Here is a 17,881-nt window from a genome sequence, read left to right as displayed (position 1 = left end):
GATTATAGAAATTGTTGGTTTGATAACTGTGTTATTTAAAATAAATATCCAATTTTTGCTGCTCTATTTCCCAGCACAAAACTTGAGCAGCTTTTTGTTGGTTTTGTTGTATTTCTAATACTCTTTTTTCATCATTCAATAAATTTTGGATAGCAGTTGCAATTGATTTTGGTGCATAATCCTCTACTATAACTCCCACTTTATATTCAGTGATAATAGTTGATATTTCTATCAGATTTCCAGCAATGATAGGAAGTTCAGCATGAATATAATCAAATAATTTGTTAGGTAAGGAATATTGAAAACTCAAACCCAAAGGCTCTTCTAAAACCATTCCTAAAGTGGCTTTTTTAGTATAATTCACTAATTTTTCTCTTGAAATTCTACCTAAGAAAAAAACACGATGCTCCATTTTTTTTTCTTTCACAAATTGTTTTAATTCCTCTTCAACTTTTCCATACCCAATAATGATTAAATCTATATTTTCTAAAAATTTTAGGGCTTCAATCATCGGTTTTATGCCTCTTCCAGGGTTTAAAACTCCTTGGTATAAAATGGTTTTATGTTGCGTTGGAAATGTAATTTCTTCATGAATATAAGCTTGATTTTTCAGAGGAATATTTCTGATGACACCCATATTATTTTTATATTTTTTATGGTAAAAATCAGCAATTGACTGACTCACAGTATATGATTTCTGGATTCTTGGAAGAAAAAAATCTTCTAGTTTTCGCCAAAAATTTTGAACAAATTTCCTTCCTTGCAATTCAGGACCTTCAGAAAATAGTTCGTGACTATCAAAAACCAAAGGTATTTTTTTTAGCTTACTTATAAAAAAACAAGCAGGCAACGTATCTAAATCATTTGCTAAAATGCAGTCATATTTTTTGAACAATAAATGAAAAAAAAGACGGATATTAAATTCTGCATAAAACAGAAAATTGTGATTGAAAAAATGTTTTTTTCGGATAATTTTATAATCTCTTTTTACAGAAATAGTGTTTGGCAAAACCCTACCATACACCACTATTTGATAGTTTTTTTGAAGCAAATAAGAACAAACTTTGTGCACTCGATAATCTGTTGAGATATCATTTGTAACTGCAACAAATAGTTTTTTTTTCAAAAGTTGTTCATTTTAAAGCTAGTTCACAAGCTGTTGCACCACCTCAAAAACCTCTCCTCCTTCTACTTTCAAGGTTTTATGTTTGTATTTTACAATCAATTGATAATCATGGGTTGCCATTAAAATGGTTTTGCCACTTTGATGAATTTTATTCAACAATTCCATTACTTCCAAAGATGTTTTTGGATCTAAATTTCCTGTTGGCTCATCTGCTAAAATCAATTCTGGATCGTTTAAAAGCGCTCTAGCAATCGCAACTCGCTGTTGTTCTCCACCAGAAAGTTCGTACGCTTTTTTATTAATAAGCGATTTCATACCCACTTTTTCTAAAACTTCTTCGATTTTTTGGTTGATTTCTTCTTTGTTTTTCCAACCTGTAGCTTTTAAAACAAACTCCAAATTGGCAAAAACTGTTCTATCAGTCAATAATTTAAAATCTTGAAAAACAATACCAATTTTTCTTCTTAAAAAAGGAATATCTCTTTCTTTCAAATTTTCTAAATCAAAACCAACCACAAATCCTTTTCCATCTTGCAAAGGAATATCTGCATACAACGTTTTCATCAAACTACTTTTTCCACTTCCAGTTTTTCCTATGATATAGTAAAAATCACCTTTGTTGATGGTTAAATTTATGTTTGATAAAACGAGTGAATCACCCTGATAAATATTCGCATTTTCTAAATACAAAACAGCATTTTCCATATAAAATCGTTAACACTACAAACTTATAAGTTTCTATTCATTTTACCTCAATAAATCACAACAATTCTTACATTTGATGTATTAAAATTTTATAAATTTTTAAGTTTATTCAAACAAACTAAATATTTATTCGTTATCCATACAACTAAATTCATTGATATGAAAAAATGCTTTTCAAAAAAACATTTGCTCACCTTCTTATTTTTATCTGTGATTACTTTGCAATTTTCGCAACAATCAAGTATTGAAACCAGTTTGTTGACAGATTTCAATAATGCTTTGCAATTATATCAGAATAAAGCCTACACAGCTGCCCAAAAATCATTTGAAAAAGTGGTAAAAAATAGCCATGAAAACTCGAATTTAAAAGCAGATGCTGCCTATTTTGAAGCAATGTGTGCTTTGAAATTACAACAAACTTCAGCTGACCAAAAGATATTGGATTTTGTAGCAACATATCCTAATAGCACCAAAAAGAATCAAGCATTTTTCAATGTTGGAAATTATTATTTTGCCAATAAAAAACCTGCTTATGCTTTAAAATGGTATCAAAAAGTAAATAAAGAAGTCCTTTCTGAGGAAAATCGGAAAGAACTCAATTTTAAATCGGGATATAGTTTACTGGTTTCTGGAGACTTATCATCAGCCAAAAATCTTTTTTTACCGCTTATCAATGATGGAAAATATGGCAATGATGCCAGATATTATTATGGTTTTATTGCCTATAAATTAGAGGATTATGGCATTGCAGAATCTACTTTGAAAGAAATCGCAGACAATGATTCTTACAAAGCTGAAATTTCCTATTATTTACTAGATATCAGTTTTAAATCAGGAAAATTTGAAAGATGTATTGAAGTTGGTGAAAAATTATTGAAAGAAAAAAACAGAAAAGATTTTTCAGATATTTCAAAAATAGTGGGTGAAAGTTATTTCAATTTGGGAAAATATGAAGCAGCAATCCCCTATTTAAAAAACTATAAAGGCACCAAAGGTAAATGGAATAATACCGATTTTTATCAATTAGGCTATGCTTTTTATAAGCAAAATGACTTTGAAAATGCCATTGCATATTTCAATAAAATCATTGATCAAAAAAATGCAGTTTCTCAAAATGCTTACTATCATTTGGCTGAATGTTATTTGAACACTGGCAAAAAAAATGAAGCTTTAAATGCTTTTAAAACAGCAAGTGAAATGGATTTTAACTTGAAAATCAAAGAAGATGCTGCTTTAAATTATGCAAAATTGAGTTATGAAGAAGGAAATCCGTTTGAAAATGTGGCTGATGTACTTCAAAATTATTTGAAAAATTATCCAAATTCTTCTTCATACAAGGAAATAAATCAATTAATTGTGTATTCATTTATCCATCAACAAGATTATGAAGGCGCTTTGAATTATTTGAAAAAGAAAAAAACAGATGACAATACAGCACTCTCTTTAGAAGTTTCATTGTACAGAGGAATTCAATTATTTACTGATAAAAAATATGCAGAAGCATTGCCATTTTTCACCATCAGTAAAAAATCTTTACTCCCTGAAATTTTTCAAAAAGGTTATTATTGGGAAGCAGAAACGCTTTTTAGATTGGAAAAATTTGAAGACGCTTTGACCAAATTTTTATCTACAGCAACCTTAGAAAAAACAAGTAAAACTGCTGAACTTCAATTGATTGATTATAATTTAGGGTATTGTTATTTTAAACTCAATAAATATCCTGAGGCTATTCGTTCTTTTAAAATAGTACTTCAAAAAAAGGAATTGGAAAACAACCTCAAACAAGATGCAACTTTACGATTGGCAGATAGTTATTATGCTATCAGTAATTTTGGAGATGCTATTAAAACCTATCAATTAGTAATTATTGAAACTGGAATGAGAGCTGATTATGCTCAATTTCAAATTGGAATGAGTCATGGTTTGAGAGGAGAAAATTTACAAAAAATTGATGCTTTGAAAAAAGTAGTCAATAATTTTGACAATTCTGATTTAAAAGATGATGCATTGTTTCAATTGGCAATCACTTTTACAGCGTTAAAAAACTCAAAAGAAGCTCATGAAGCGTATGATCGTTTGCAAAAAAACTATCCAAAAAGTGTATTTATTCCTAGAGCTTTGGTAAGACAAGGTTTGTTATATTACAATGGAAATGAAAATGCAAAAGCACTTGAAAAATTCAAATTAACTGCTAGTAAATTTCCAAATTCAACAGACGCGTTAGAGGCAGTAAATAATGCCAAAAATATTTATATTGATGAAGATAAATTGGATGATTTTGTAGCTTGGACAAAAACGTTGCGTTTTGTAAATGTAAGTGAATCCGAGCTTGAAAAATCTGCTTTTACAATTGCTGAAAGAAAATATTTTGAAGATAACAACAATCAAAATACGATTTTAAGTTTGACCAAATACTTAAAAAATTATCCTGATGGAGTCAATGATTTAAAAGCAAATTATTATTTGGCAAGTACCTATTTTAAAGAAAAAGAATTTGACAATGCTATTCCGTATTTTGAAAAAGTAATCAAAGCTGGGCAATCTAATTTTAGTGAAGACGCTTTAGCAAAACTAGCTGAAATTCAATTATCAAAAGAAAATTATGACGCTGCAATTCCATTATTAGAGCGTTTAGAGCAAGAAGCGTATGCCACAGAAAATGCAGCATTTGCGCAAAGTAACTTGATGAAAGCCTATTTTTCAAAAGAGGCTTTTGAAAAATCGTTGACTTTTGCTAAAAAAGTATTGTCAAAAGAGAGTATTTCTGCAGCATTAGAAATGGATGCAAAAACCATTATTGCAAGAGCTTCTTTTAAAATTAATGATTTTGAAACAGCTACAGAATACTACAAAACAATTGAAAATAAAGCAGTTGGAGAATTGAAAGCTGAAATTTTATACTATGAAGCGTATTTTCAAAATCAAGAAAAAGCGTATGAAAAATCAAACGAAATAGTTAAAAAATTGATTGCAGAATTTGCTTCTTACAAATATTGGGGTGTAAAAAGCTATGTAATTATGGGGAAAAATTATTATGGTTTGAAAGATGCGTATCAAGCAACTTTTATTTTGGAAAATGTGATTAAAAATTTCCCTCAATTTGAAGACGTTGTCAGAGAAGCAAAAACCGAGCTCATCAAAATAAAAGACACAGAATCTAAAACGAATAATTCTATCAATCCACAAATTAAAAATTAATGAAAAAATATTTTTTTATAATAGCATTATTGGCTGCTTTCAATGTGTTTTCTCAGAAGAAAACAACTGACAAAGTGAAAGATACTGTAAAAACAGAAGTGGTTGAAGTGATCACAACTTACAATCCAAAAATTGCTGATGCTAATAAAATCAGTATAAACCCAACTATAAATTTGCCAGAAAAAACAAAAAAACAACCTCTCAAATACACTATTTTTTCAGTGCCAGTTGCCTCTACTTTTATTCCTAAAAGTGGTGTCATAAAAGGAATTGATGTTGGTGTAAAAGAGAGAGTTTATGACAATTTTATAGCTGCTGGTTTTGGCAATTACACTTCTCCCTATTTCGAAACTTTTTTACATAAACACACCCGTTTTCAGAGTGAATTTGGGTTATCAGCAAAGTACAATGCCTCTTTTGACAACATAGAAAACACGCTTTTAGATAGTGATTTTTCAAATCTTGGAATGAGTCTTTTTTACAAACAAGATGAACGCTATTTTGACTGGAAAGTAACTGTAAACTCGGAAAGAAATCATTACAATTGGTATGGAATTGACCCCAATTTCATTGATAATTCTATACTAAGATTTATCAATGAAAGACAAGAATACAATTCCTTTAATGCGATAGGAGAAATGGATTTTTTAGATGCTTATATTGACAAAAGTAATTTGTCATTTTCCTATTTTAATGATGATTTTAATAGCGAAGAAATTTTGATGCGTTTAAATACTGATTTAGATATTCCAACAAGTTTTTTACGAGAGAATTTAAAAATCGGAACCAAATTAGAATATTTAAATGGTTCATTTGGTTCAAATTATGCAATTACAAATGTTTTGAATTACTCTATTTTTACTGCAAAAATTGCTCCTGAATACAATACCATTTATAAAGATTTTTCAATAAAATTAGGAGCTAAAATTTTTGCTTCTTTTGATGGAGAAAATAGTGTAACTAATTTCTTAGTGTATCCAGATATTAAAATTCAGAAAGAAATCTTGAAAGAAAATTTACACATTTTTGGAGGAGTTTCTGGAGATTTAAAAACAAACACTTACAAAGATTATGTGGATGAAAACCCATTTGTTTCGCCAACCATTTTTATGACACAAACTGCTGAAAAATTCAATGCTTTTGTTGGGTTTAATGGAATTCTAAACAATACAATAAGTTATACAGTTTCTGCGAGTTTCAAAAACGAACAAGACAAACCATTATTTATAAAAAATAACTCAAAATCTGATGGAATAACCACTTCTTCAAACGGAATTGTTTTAAGAGGTTATGAATATGGAAATTCATTTGGAGTCGTGTATGATGATGTGAAAACGACTTCAATTTTTGCAGAATTGAACTATGAATTTAGCAAAAGAATCAACTTTGAAACGCATATTCAGTTTGATAATTATAAAACAACCAATCAAAATGAAGCTTGGAATTTACCCACATTTCAAGCAAATTTCATAGCAAAATACAAACAAGAAAAATGGTATGCAACCTCCACTTTACTATTTGTTGGGAACAGAAAAGACGTAATCTATACTGATATTTTCCCTTCAACAGCTGCCTCAACTCAGTCAATTCCCTCCTTTTTAGACATCAATTTGAATGGAGGTTATCATTTTAATGATAAGTTTACAGCATTTTTAAAAGCAAATAATATATTGAATTCCAATTATCAAAGATTTGTAAACTTTGAAGTGCAAGGGTTTCAAATTTTAGGAGGAATTACATATAAATTTGATTTTTAAAAAATGTAGATTTTTCTTACTATTAATTTTTGTAGATTTATAAAATCAAATAACAACCTACAAAATGAGAAAAATATCACTTTTAATTTTCACTTTATTTCTACTATTTTCTTGTGCTCATAAACAAGAAAAAGCAATCATTTCTGATGAATTAACCTCAGAAGAAAAACAAGATTCTGTTAGCATTAAACAGCTATTTGACAGCGCTTTAACTGAAGGAAAATCCTATGAATGGTTGCGCGATTTAACACAGAATATTGGTGGAAGATTGTCTGGTTCTGTAGAAGCTCAAAAAGCCGTTGAATGGGGAGAAAAATTAATGAAAGAAGTAGGTTTAGATTCTGTTTGGTTGCAACCAGTGATGGTGCCACATTGGGTTCGTGGTGAAAAAGAAATTGCCAATTATAAAGTCAATGGAATCCAAAAAAATGTTCCAATTTGCGCTTTAGGATTTTCAATAGCAACACCTTCAGAAGGAGTTTTAGCACCAATAATTGAAGTAAAAAGTTTGGAAGAAGCCAAAGCTCTTGGTTCAAAAATGGAAGGCAAAATTGTGTTTTTCAATAGACCTTTTGACAATACTTTGATTCAAACTTTCAAAGCCTATGGAGGCTGTGTAGATCAACGTGTAAATGGCGCTGCAATTTGTGGGCAATTTGGAGCAAAAGGCGTAATTGTGCGTTCAATGACCAATTCAATTGACGATTTTCCACATACTGGAACTATGAGTTATGGTGATTTACCTGAAGAGAAATACATTCCTGCAGCAGCCATTAGTAGCAAAGCTGCCGAAATTTTAAGTGCTGATTTGAAAGAAAATCCGAACTTACTATTCTATTTCAAACAAAGTTGTGAAAATTTACCAGATGCACCCTCATTCAATGTCATTGGAGAAATAAAAGGAAGTAAAACTCCTGAAAATATTTTTGTTGTTGGTGGACACTTGGATTCATGGGATTTAGGAGAAGGCGCTCATGATGATGGAACAGGCATTGTACAATCCTTAGAAGTTGCTTATTTATTCAAAAAAAATAATATCAGCCCCAAAAATACGCTCAGAGTTGTCTTTTTTATGAATGAAGAAAATGGAACTAGAGGTGCAAAAAAATATGCTGAATTGGCAACATTGAACAAAGAAAATCATATTGGAGGTTTGGAATCAGATTCTGGAGGTCACACTCCAAGAGGATTTTCAATTGATGCAAATGATGCAAATACGACACTATTACAAAGTTGGAGAAAATTGCTTTCTCCTTATGGTTTGCACGATATTGACAAAGGTGGTTCTGGCGCAGATATTAGCCCTTTAAAAGGAGAAAATGTCACTTTGGTTGGTTACAAACCTGATTCTCAGCGATATTTTGATTATCATCACACAAGTAGAGATACTTTTGACAAAGTACACAAACGCGAATTAGAATTAGGAAGTGCTTCCATGGCTGGAATTATATATTTGATGGACAAATATTTATACAATGACACACCTGTAAAACCATAAATTATGGAAATAACTGTGTTCATTTTAAAAATTATTTATGGTGGATTTTTCTGTTTTGCAGGAATGATGCACATCATCAAACCTGATTTTTTCAAACATTTTATTCCTGATTTTTTACCTAAAAAATTAGTGAATTATGTAGTTGGAGTTGTAGAATTTGGTCTTGGACTTGGGTTGTTTTTTTCTGAAACCAATAAAATTGCTTCCTTAGGAATTTTCATATTATTGATACTTTTAGTACCCATTCATATTTGGGATGTCACCAAAAAAAGACCTGCTATTGGTTCAAAAAAAATAGCAATCATCAGAATTCCGTTACAATTTTTGCTGATGTACGGAATTTATGTAGTGTATTTAAATTCATAATCTCATGAAAAAAATTATTTTTATATTCTTCATTTCTCTCTTTTTTACTGCTTGTCAGAAAGAAAAAGTGGATACCATTGTCATCAATTCAACCACTTATACTGTCAATGATTCTTTTGAAATTGCAGAAGCTTTTGCAATAAAAGATGGAAAATTTGTAGCTGTTGGTTCAAATGCTGAAATTCAAGATAAGTATCAATCAGAAAATTTGATTGATGCCAAAAATCAAACCATTGTTCCAGGTTTGATTGATGCGCATTGTCATTTTTATAGAATGGGTTTAGATCAGCAAAAAGTGAGTTTAGAAGGCACCAAAAGTTATGATGAAGTCTTAGAAAAATTAGTTGCTTTTCAAAAAGAAAAAAACGTCAATTTTATTACTGGTCGTGGTTGGGATCAAAATGATTGGGAAATCAAAGAATTTCCAACGAAAGAAAAATTAGACGCATTATTCCCAACAATTCCAGTTGCTATTGGCAGAGTTGATGGTCATGCACTTTTGGTAAATCAAGCTGCTATAAATTTGGCAGGAATTGATGAAAACACCAAAGTTTCTGGTGGAGAAATCATTTTAAAAAATGGGAAAATGACAGGTATTTTGATTGATGCTGCAATGGATTTTATCAAAATTCCAGAACCAACAAAACAAGAAGCTATTAAAGCTTTATTAGATGCTCAAAAAATCTGTTTTTCTTATGGCTTAACCACTGTTGATGATGCTGGAATTGACCAAAAAACGATAGAATTGATAGACAGTTTACATCAAACAAATGATTTAAAAATGAGAATTTATGCGATGGTTTCTGGAGATAATCAAGCACAAATTGACTATTTTATCAAAAAAGGAATCATCAAAACTGAAAAATTAAATGTTCGTTCTTTCAAGGTTTATGGTGATGGCGCTTTGGGTTCAAGAGGTGCTGCAATGCGCAAATCGTATGCTGATAGAGAAAATCATTTTGGAGCCTTGATTTATTCCCCAGAAAGATATCAAGAAATTGCCAAACAAATTGCGGCTTCAGAATATCAAATGAACACTCATGCCATTGGAGATTCTGCAAATACTTGGTTGGTAAAAATTTATAAAGACGTACTTAAAAACAAAAAAAATAGACGTTGGAGAATTGAGCATGCACAAATTATTTCGCCAGAAGATTTTAAAAATTTTGACAATATTTTACCTTCAGTTCAGCCAACTCATGCAACATCTGACATGTATTGGGCTGAAAATAGAATTGGAAAAGAACGAATGAAAGGAGCTTATGCTTTCAAAGATTTGCTAAAAAATTATGGAAAAATTGCCTTAGGAACAGACTTTCCTGTAGAACAAGTGAATCCTTTTTTGACATTTTATGCAGCAACCATTAGAAAAGATATCGCAAATTATCCTGAAAATGGATTTCAAATGGAAAATGCTTTGACGAGAGAAGAAACTTTGAAAGGAATGACCATTTGGGCAGCTTATTCCAACTTTGAAGAAACTGAAAAAGGCAGTATTGAAGTCGGAAAATTTGCTGATTTTGTGATTTTAAATCAAAATATTATGAAATTTGATGGGAAAGAAATTCCGAAAACTAAAGTAATTTCAACATTTTTAAATGGAGAAAAAGTATTTTAGGTGTTAAAAATGAATATAAACTAGATTCCTAAATTCTTGTATTTTTAAAAATTAACAAAATTTATATCTTAAAAAAAACATAATACTGTATTTTTACCTTATCAAAGATTAATTCAATTTTCAAATTATAAATTTTTTCAATCATGAAAATCTTAAAAAAAATATTTTTTATTGCTGTAATTCTAATTTCAGCAATTACTTTTTCTCAAGAAAAGGAAGAAACTATTAAACTAAATTTGACTATCAAAGATTATAATAACAAACCTGTTCCAGGAGCAGTTATTTTATTGGATAATGTGAAACAAGATAGAGTTGCGAACGCATCTGGGACCTTTAAAGCAATTATTAAAAAAGCACCTATCGAAATTACTGTTTACTCTCCAATGGTTGGAGTTCAAACAGTAAAATATTTAGGAAATCCAAATATGATTATCAATATTAAAAAACCAACAAACGACGATGTTGTTGATACAGCAAATGAAAAAATTGCAGATCCAATACAATTTAGAGATATTTATGATTATTTAAGAGGTAAAGTTGCAGGAGTTGAAGTAACTCCAAGAAACTCAATCATCATTAGAGGTGCAAGTAATTTTAGAGAATATAAATCTCCCCTGTTTATATTAAACGGAGTTCAAGTAGATGAGGAAACTTTTGCACAAATTGTACCTGTAACGATTCTTAAAATAAAAATTTTAAAAGGTCCTGAAACAGCCATTTATGGAATTCGTGGCGCAAATGGGGTTATTGAAGTAACTACAATGATCTAGAAATCAATTTTATAAAGATAAAAAAGCGAAACTAAAATTAGTTTCGCTTTTTTTTTATTGCAAATCAGATTAATTATTTCTTATAGAACTTATAAATTCATAAATTTTATCAATCCCTTTTTCTTCTAGAAAATTGATAAATGCGGAACCTATAATGGCTCCATTGGCATATTCACACGCTTTTGAAAATGTTTTATGATCAGAAATACCAAAACCAATGACCAAATTACCCTTTAAATTCATGGATTTGATTCGCTGAAAATAATCAATTTGCTGTTGAGAAATTTCTCCTTTTGCTCCTGTAATTGAACTTGAAGCAACCATGTAAATAAAACTTTTAGAATAGGAATCTATTTTTCGGATTCTATCTTCAGTAGTTTGTGGCGTAATTAAAAAAACATTATTGATGCCATATTTTTCAAACAAATGTCTATAATGATTTTCATATTCTACCATGGGTAAATCTGGTAAAATAACGGTATCAATGCCACAATCAACTACCTTTTGACAGAATTTATCTTCACCATATTTCAACATTTGATTCAAATAACCCATCAAAACTAAGGGTGTTTTATTAGAGTTTTTAATGGTCATTAATTGCTCAAAAACAATATCTAAATTGATACCATTTTGCAACGCTTTTTGACTGCTATTTTGAATTGTTGGACCATCTGCTAATGGATCAGAATATGGCAAACCAACTTCGATAAAATCAACTCCAGCTTTTTCCAATTCCTCAATAACAGTTTTTGTATCTTCTAAATTTGGAAAACCTGCAGTAAAATAAATAGATAAAACCTCCCTATTTTTTGTCTGAAAAATATTTTTTATTGAATTCATGGTCTATTCTTCTAAATGTTTGATAAAAGTCTCCAAATCTTTATCTCCTCTTCCTGATAAATTAATGACAATTACTTGGTCTTTTCTGAGTGTCATTTTTGGTAAAACTGCCAATGCATGAGCCGTTTCTAGAGCAGGAATGATTCCTTCAATTTTTGTTAATTCAAAAGCGGCATCCAACGCTTCTTTGTCAGTTGCATTCATGAATTTTGCTCTGCCACTTTCAAACAAAAAAGCATGCAAAGGTCCTACTCCAGGATAATCCAATCCAGCAGAAATTGAATATGGTTCTACAATTTGTCCATATTCATCTTGCATCAAAATGGTTTTACTTCCATGAATAATTCCCACTTGCCCTAATTGTGAAGTTGCAGCACTTTCTCCAGAATTCACGCCCAAACCAGCAGCTTCAACTGCAATTAATTCAACCTCTTCATCATCCATATAGTGATAAAAAGCGCCAGCAGCATTGCTTCCTCCTCCAACACAAGCAATAATGGTATCTGGATTTTCATTGCCAGTTTTCTCTTTTAGTTGCCATTTCATTTCTTCGGAAATCACAGCTTGCAAGCGAGCAACCATATCTGGATGTGGATGAGGACCCACAACTGAACCTATCAAATAAAACGTTTCTGGATGTTGAATCCAATATCTAATTGCTTCATTTGTAGCATCTTTCAGCGTTTTTGAACCACTTGTTGCAGGAACTACTTTCGCGCCCAACATTTTCATTCTTGCCACGTTTGGAGCTTGACGAACAATGTCTTTTTCACCCATAAAAACAGTACATTCTAAACCCATCAAAGCGCAAACTGTGGCAGTGGCAACACCATGTTGACCTGCACCAGTTTCAGCAATAATCTTGGTTTTTCCTAGTTTTTGAGCAATTAAAATTTGACCAATAGTATTATTAATTTTGTGAGCTCCTGTATGATTCAAATCTTCTCTTTTCAGATATATTTGAGCGCCATATTTTTCAGACAAACGTTTCGCAAAATACAATGGACTTGGGCGCCCAACAAAATCTTTCAATAATGATTTGTATTCTTTTTGAAACTCCTCAGATTCAATAATTTGAATGTAATTATCCTCTAATTCTTTTACATTTGGATATAACAATTCTGGAATAAATGCGCCTCCAAATTGTCCAAAATAGCCATTTTTATCTGGTTGAAATTTACCTTTCATTTTTTTGTTTTTTGCTGTCATTGCGAGTAACAAAGCAATCCGTTTTTTAATAAGCAGATTACTTCACTACGTTCTTAATGACGTTATTTTTAAACTTTTTTAATGCTTCAATATTCTTTTTTCCTGGTTCAATTTCGAATTTACTATTCACATCTAACGCGTAAATTGGCAAATTAAAATTCAGGATTTCTTGCAACTTTTCAACATCATCCAAACCAATTCCACCACTTAAAAAAAATGGTTTTGAAAATGGATAATTTTTCAAGATTTGCCAATTAAAATGAATCCCATTTCCACCTTTTTCATCACCTTTTGTATCGAACAAAAAATAATCAACATCATCTACATAAGAATTTAAAATTTCAAAATCAAAATGGTCTTTGATGCTAAAAACTTTGATAATTTCAATGGCCTTTTTTTTACCTAATTTAGAATTTTCATTTTGATATAATTCTTGACTTAATTCAAGTTGGCTTTTCAATTCTTTGATGTATTCCACAAATTCTTCTCCATGTAATTGAATAGCTTCCAATTGATATTCCTCCACCAAAGAAACCACAATTTCTATGTATTCATTGACAAAAACACCTGTTTTTTTGATGTTTTTTGGGAGTTCAGGAATGATGCCTTCAAAATTTCTTTTGGATTTTTCATAGAAAATAAAACCCAAATAATCAGGTTGCAATGCAGCAACTTGTTGGATATTTTCAGTGAATTTCATTCCGCAAACTTTTAGAAAAAGCCCCCTTTCCCCTAAAGGGGGAAAAACTGAAATAGGAGTTTTATTTTCTTTTTTATTATTCAAAACTTATTCTTTTTTTAAAAATATTTTATCAAGTGTTGGAATTCCTTCCCTTTGGGAAGGTTAAGATGGGCTTTTTATCTAATTTGATTGATAAATTCTTGGCAAGCTTCTCCAGGATTTTCTTCTTTCATGAAATTTTCGCCAATCAAAAATCCTTGAAAACCATATTCTTTCAAACCTGTAATAATTCTTGGGTCAGAAATGCCACTTTCTGAAACTTTGATAGAAGAATCAGGAATTTGATTGGCCAATTTGATAGAATGTTCTAAATCAACTTCAAAAGTTTTCAAATTTCGATTGTTAATTCCGATGATTTTATGATCTAAATCACCCATTTTATCTAAATCTTCTTGGGTATGCACTTCATACAAAACCTCTAAACCAAGTTCTCTTGCTAACTTTCCGAAATTTTTCAATTCAAGAGGCGTCAAACAAGAAGCAATCAACAAAATAACATCTGCGCCAATGGCTTTTGCTTCCACAATTTGAAATCCGTCCACTACAAAATCCTTTCTTAAAATTGGTTTTTCCTGATTGATGACTCTTGCTTCCATCAAATCTGCCATGGTTCCTCCAAAAAAAGAGATATCAGTCAAAATGGATTGTGCTGCAACATTGGCATCCAAATAACCTTGCGTTACTTCAGCAATACTCACTTTATCATTGATGATTCCTTTTGAAGGCGATTGACGTTTGAATTCGGCAATAATTCCTGTTGAATTCAAATCGAGTAATGATTTTTCCAATGAAAAAACTTCCCTGTTAAAATTTGGACTTTCCAGTAACTTTTTCAAAGGAACTTCTGCTCTTATTTTGGCAACTTCCTTTTTTTTGAATGCGATGATTTTATCTAGAATTGTCATTTTTGAATACTTACTAGTTTTTCTACTATTTTTTTTGCTTTTAATCCCAAAAGCGAATTTTTTGCTTCTTCAAAAGCGGTTTCAAAAGTCTTGTTTTCATCCACAATTTGAAGTGCAAAAGCGGCATTTGTCAAGACAACATTATTTTGTGAATCTGTTCCATTTCCATCTAAAATAGTTTTAAAAATAGTGGCAGCTTCAGAAACAGAATTTCCTCCAAAAATGGCTGACTGTTGAATTCTTTTCATTCCTAAATCTTCAGGAGAAATCATTTTTTCGCCAGTTTTAGTGAAGATTTTGAAAGCACTTGTCAATGAAATTTCGTCATAACCATCCAATGCATGAATGATTCCATAATTGCTATTTTCTTCTTGTAAAATATAATGATACAAACGTGCCACTTCTAAATTATACGTTCCTAAAAAATGATTTTTTGGAGAACTTGGATTCACTAAAGGACCTAAAATATTAAAAAATGTTTTTAACGCTAAGGCTTTTCTAGTGGGTCCTACAGCTTTCATTGCTGGATGAAATTTTGGCGCGTGTAAAAAACAAATATTCGCTTTTTCTAGTTGATTTTTCAAAATATGTTCATCATTCGTGAATTGATAACCAAAACTTTCCAACATATCAGAAGAACCAGATTGTGAAGAAAGAGAATAATTTCCATGTTTTGCAACTTTTTGTCCAGTTCCAGCAACCACAAATGACGTCAATGTAGAAATATTAAACGTATTTTTTCCATCACCACCAGTGCCAACAATATCAATCGTGTTAAAATCTGAAAAATCGAGTTGAATTGCCAATTCTTTCAAAGCATCTCTAAAACCCGCAAGTTCCTCAACCGAAATTGGACGCATCATAAAAACCGTCATAAAAGAAGCCAAATGTGCTTCATTAAATTTCTCAGCAGCAATGTCTTGTAAAACTTGTTTCGCTTCCGATTTTGATAATCTTTCGTGATTGTATAATTTGTTTAATATTTCTTTCATTATATAGCTTTTGGCATTCGGATTTTAGCTTTTAGCTTTTGCATTGTCTATAAAATTTCGAACCAATTGCTCACCAACATCTGTCAAAATTGATTCTGGATGAAATTGTACTGCGCTCATATTGAATACTTTGTGTTCTAAAGCTTGAATTCCCCCATCTTCATCTCTTGCAGTAATTGTTATTTCTGCTGGAAAACCTTCATCAGAAGCTGCCCAAGAATGATAACGTGCTGCCATAAATTTTTCAGAAACGTCTTTAAAAATAATTGCTGATGAATCTGTCACTGTCATTTCTGTGGCAACTCCATGAAAAACATCATCCAAATTGACAATTTTTCCACCAAAAACTTCTGTAATTGCTTGTAATCCCAAACAAACTCCAAAAATTGGTATTTTTCCAGCATAGGTTTTGATGACTTCTTTTAAAATTCCTGCTTCATCAGGGATTCCAGGTCCAGGAGACAATACAATCATATCATAATTGCCCACATTTTCAATACTGATTTCATCGTTTCTAAAAACTGATGGAAAATTCCCAGTAATTTTTTCAACCATGTGAACTAGGTTGTATGTAAACGAATCGTAATTGTCTAAAATTAATATGTTCATAAGCCCATCCTAACCTTCCCAAAGGGAAGGAACTATTCCGTTTTTTATAGTTAATGTTAATTTTCTATTCTTAATATTCAAATTTATTTCCAATCCAAACTCTTCCCCTCTGGGGAAGTTGGAAGGGGCTTTTATATTTTCTCCGCCAACAGCAACGCTTTTTTCAAAGCAGCTAACTTATTATTTACTTCTTGCAATTCTTTTTCTTCATCTGAATGAATGACAATTCCTGCTCCTGCTTGATAATACAACACGTTATTTTTACTCACAAATGAACGAATTGCAATCGCCAAATTTACAGAACCATCCAAAACAATGATACCAACTGCACCTCCATAAAATCCACGAGATTGATTTTCATAAGTATCAATTAATTGCATGGCTTTGTATTTTGGAGCGCCACTCAAGGTTCCTGCAGGAAAAGTATCCGCAACAATTTCAATCGGATTTCCTTTCAATTGTCCTGAAACTGTGGAAACTAAATGAATTACATGACTAAAATATTGTACTTCTTTAAAAACCTCAACAGTCACATTATCAGCATGTTTACTCAAATCATTTCGTGCCAAATCAACCAACATTACATGCTCAGCAGTTTCTTTTTTGTCTGCAGCTAAATTTTTTCCAAGCTGAATGTCTTTTGCCATTTCACCTGTTCTTCTAAAAGTTCCTGCAATTGGATTGATGATTGCTTTTCCGTTAGCAATTTTGATTTGCGCTTCAGGAGATGAACCCATCAATTTGAATGAACCATAATCAAAATAAAACAAATAAGGTGAAGGATTTATGGAACGCAAAGCCCTGTAAACATTGAATTCATCACCTTTAAATTTTTGCTGAAATTGACGCGATAATACCAATTGAAAAACATCTCCTCTTTTGCAATGTGATTTTGCTTTGACCACATATTCTTTAAAATCTTCATTAGTACAATTGGAAGTTTCTTCACCTTCAACTGTAAATTTTTGAGTATTAAATGCTTGTGCATCAATAACCTTTTCGATTTCAGAAAGATTGGATTGTTGTCCATCTTCTATATTTTCTATTAACGTCATTTCGTCATTAAAATGATTAATGGCAATGATAAATCTGTAGAAACTGTATTGTAATAAAGGAATTGCAGATGGAGATTCAGCAACATTGAGTGCAATATTTTCAAAATATTGAACTGAGTCATAGGTTGTATAACCATACAAACCATTGAAAGATTTTAACTCAGCTGAACAATCTAATTGAATACTTTTACTGTATTTTTCAAAAATTTGATTGAAGTTCTTTCCAATTTCTTCATTCGCTAATTCAACTTCTCTGTGAGAAAAACTCAAAAAATGATTTTTTGCTTGAATGGAAATCACAGGTTCAATACATATAAAAGAAAAGCTCTCTTCTTTGCTGTGATAATCAGAACTTTCTAACAATAACGTATTGGCGAATTTATCACGAAAACGCAAATATAACCCTACAGGAGTTATAGTATCTGCTATTTTTGTTTTAAAAATTGTTTTAAAATGGATGTCTTGTATCATATCATCAACTTAATTTCAAT

General features: G+C 30.9%; 15 protein-coding genes. 6 read left to right on the top strand and 9 right to left on the bottom strand.

Translation table 11 applies throughout. The annotated features are described in order from the left end of the window. Positions 1 to 31: 31 nt before the first annotated feature. Positions 32 to 1,126 carry a glycosyltransferase gene (locus IU405_RS06200; RefSeq protein ID WP_197437742.1) on the bottom strand — a complete coding sequence of 365 codons (1,095 nt, stop codon included), beginning with the start codon at positions 1,124 to 1,126 and terminating at the stop codon, positions 32 to 34. 18 nt (positions 1,127 to 1,144) lie between these two features. Beyond that, positions 1,145 to 1,831 (bottom strand): cell division ATP-binding protein FtsE, encoded by a 687-nt coding sequence (locus tag IU405_RS06195; protein ID WP_197437741.1) that lies wholly within the window; start codon positions 1,829 to 1,831, stop codon positions 1,145 to 1,147. Positions 1,832 to 1,990: 159 nt separating this feature from the next. On the opposite strand from IU405_RS06195, the gene IU405_RS06190 reads away from it, so the two are divergent. From IU405_RS06190 to IU405_RS06165, 6 genes are all read left to right on the top strand, one after another. Further along, the gene (locus tag IU405_RS06190) at positions 1,991 to 5,029 is read left to right on the top strand and encodes a tetratricopeptide repeat protein (RefSeq protein WP_197437740.1); all 3,039 of its coding nucleotides are present in this window, start codon (positions 1,991 to 1,993) and stop codon (positions 5,027 to 5,029) included. Continuing rightward, on the top strand, positions 5,029 to 6,786 hold the full coding sequence (locus IU405_RS06185; RefSeq protein WP_197437739.1) for a TonB-dependent receptor: 1,758 nt from the start codon (positions 5,029 to 5,031) through the stop codon (positions 6,784 to 6,786). Before IU405_RS06190 ends, IU405_RS06185 begins: the two co-directional genes overlap by 1 nt. 64 nt (positions 6,787 to 6,850) lie before the next feature. Beyond that, a complete protein-coding gene (locus tag IU405_RS06180) occupies positions 6,851 to 8,284 on the top strand; it encodes a M20/M25/M40 family metallo-hydrolase (RefSeq protein WP_197437738.1) in 1,434 nt (477 codons plus the stop codon). 3 nt (positions 8,285 to 8,287) lie between these two features. Beyond that, entirely contained in the window at positions 8,288 to 8,650 is a 363-nt protein-coding gene (locus tag IU405_RS06175) for a DoxX family membrane protein (RefSeq protein WP_197437737.1), read from the top strand. Between the two features lie 4 nt (positions 8,651 to 8,654). Further along, positions 8,655 to 10,268, top strand: coding sequence for an amidohydrolase (locus IU405_RS06170; RefSeq protein WP_197437736.1), 1,614 nt, complete (start codon positions 8,655 to 8,657; stop codon positions 10,266 to 10,268). A gap of 143 nt (positions 10,269 to 10,411) precedes the next feature. After that, positions 10,412 to 11,038 carry a TonB-dependent receptor plug domain-containing protein gene (locus IU405_RS06165; RefSeq protein WP_197437735.1) on the top strand — a complete coding sequence of 209 codons (627 nt, stop codon included), beginning with the start codon at positions 10,412 to 10,414 and terminating at the stop codon, positions 11,036 to 11,038. 69 nt (positions 11,039 to 11,107) lie between these two features. On the opposite strand, the gene trpA is transcribed toward IU405_RS06165, so the two are convergent. The 7 genes from trpA to IU405_RS06130 form a co-directional block, all read right to left on the bottom strand. Continuing rightward, positions 11,108 to 11,878 carry a tryptophan synthase subunit alpha gene (gene trpA / locus IU405_RS06160; protein ID WP_197437734.1) on the bottom strand — a complete coding sequence of 257 codons (771 nt, stop codon included), beginning with the start codon at positions 11,876 to 11,878 and terminating at the stop codon, positions 11,108 to 11,110. A gap of 3 nt (positions 11,879 to 11,881) precedes the next feature. After that, positions 11,882 to 13,066: a tryptophan synthase subunit beta gene (gene trpB, locus IU405_RS06155; protein WP_197437733.1), complete on the bottom strand. Its 1,185-nt coding sequence runs from the start codon at positions 13,064 to 13,066 to the stop codon at positions 11,882 to 11,884. Positions 13,067 to 13,124: 58 nt separating this feature from the next. Next, positions 13,125 to 13,787 (bottom strand): phosphoribosylanthranilate isomerase, encoded by a 663-nt coding sequence (locus IU405_RS06150; RefSeq protein ID WP_197437732.1) that lies wholly within the window; start codon positions 13,785 to 13,787, stop codon positions 13,125 to 13,127. A 158-nt stretch (positions 13,788 to 13,945) separates the two neighbouring features. After that, positions 13,946 to 14,734: an indole-3-glycerol phosphate synthase TrpC gene (gene trpC, locus IU405_RS06145; protein ID WP_197437731.1), complete on the bottom strand. Its 789-nt coding sequence runs from the start codon at positions 14,732 to 14,734 to the stop codon at positions 13,946 to 13,948. Further along, the gene (trpD, locus tag IU405_RS06140; protein WP_197437730.1) at positions 14,731 to 15,726 is read right to left on the bottom strand and encodes an anthranilate phosphoribosyltransferase; all 996 of its coding nucleotides are present in this window, start codon (positions 15,724 to 15,726) and stop codon (positions 14,731 to 14,733) included. The genes trpC and trpD overlap by 4 nt, the downstream gene beginning before the upstream one ends. Positions 15,727 to 15,750: 24 nt before the next feature. Next, the gene (locus IU405_RS06135) at positions 15,751 to 16,335 is read right to left on the bottom strand and encodes an anthranilate synthase component II (RefSeq protein ID WP_197437729.1); all 585 of its coding nucleotides are present in this window, start codon (positions 16,333 to 16,335) and stop codon (positions 15,751 to 15,753) included. Between the two features lie 131 nt (positions 16,336 to 16,466). Next, positions 16,467 to 17,858 carry an anthranilate synthase component I family protein gene (locus tag IU405_RS06130; protein WP_197437779.1) on the bottom strand — a complete coding sequence of 464 codons (1,392 nt, stop codon included), beginning with the start codon at positions 17,856 to 17,858 and terminating at the stop codon, positions 16,467 to 16,469. Between the last annotated feature and the right edge of the window lie 23 nt (positions 17,859 to 17,881).

This window comes from Polaribacter sp. BAL334 (genome assembly GCF_015767435.1).
In the GTDB taxonomy this organism is placed as follows: Bacteria; Bacteroidota; Bacteroidia; order Flavobacteriales; family Flavobacteriaceae; genus Polaribacter.
The sequence above is the reverse complement of the archived record's forward strand: the minus strand, read 5'-3'. Positions and strand labels throughout refer to the sequence as shown.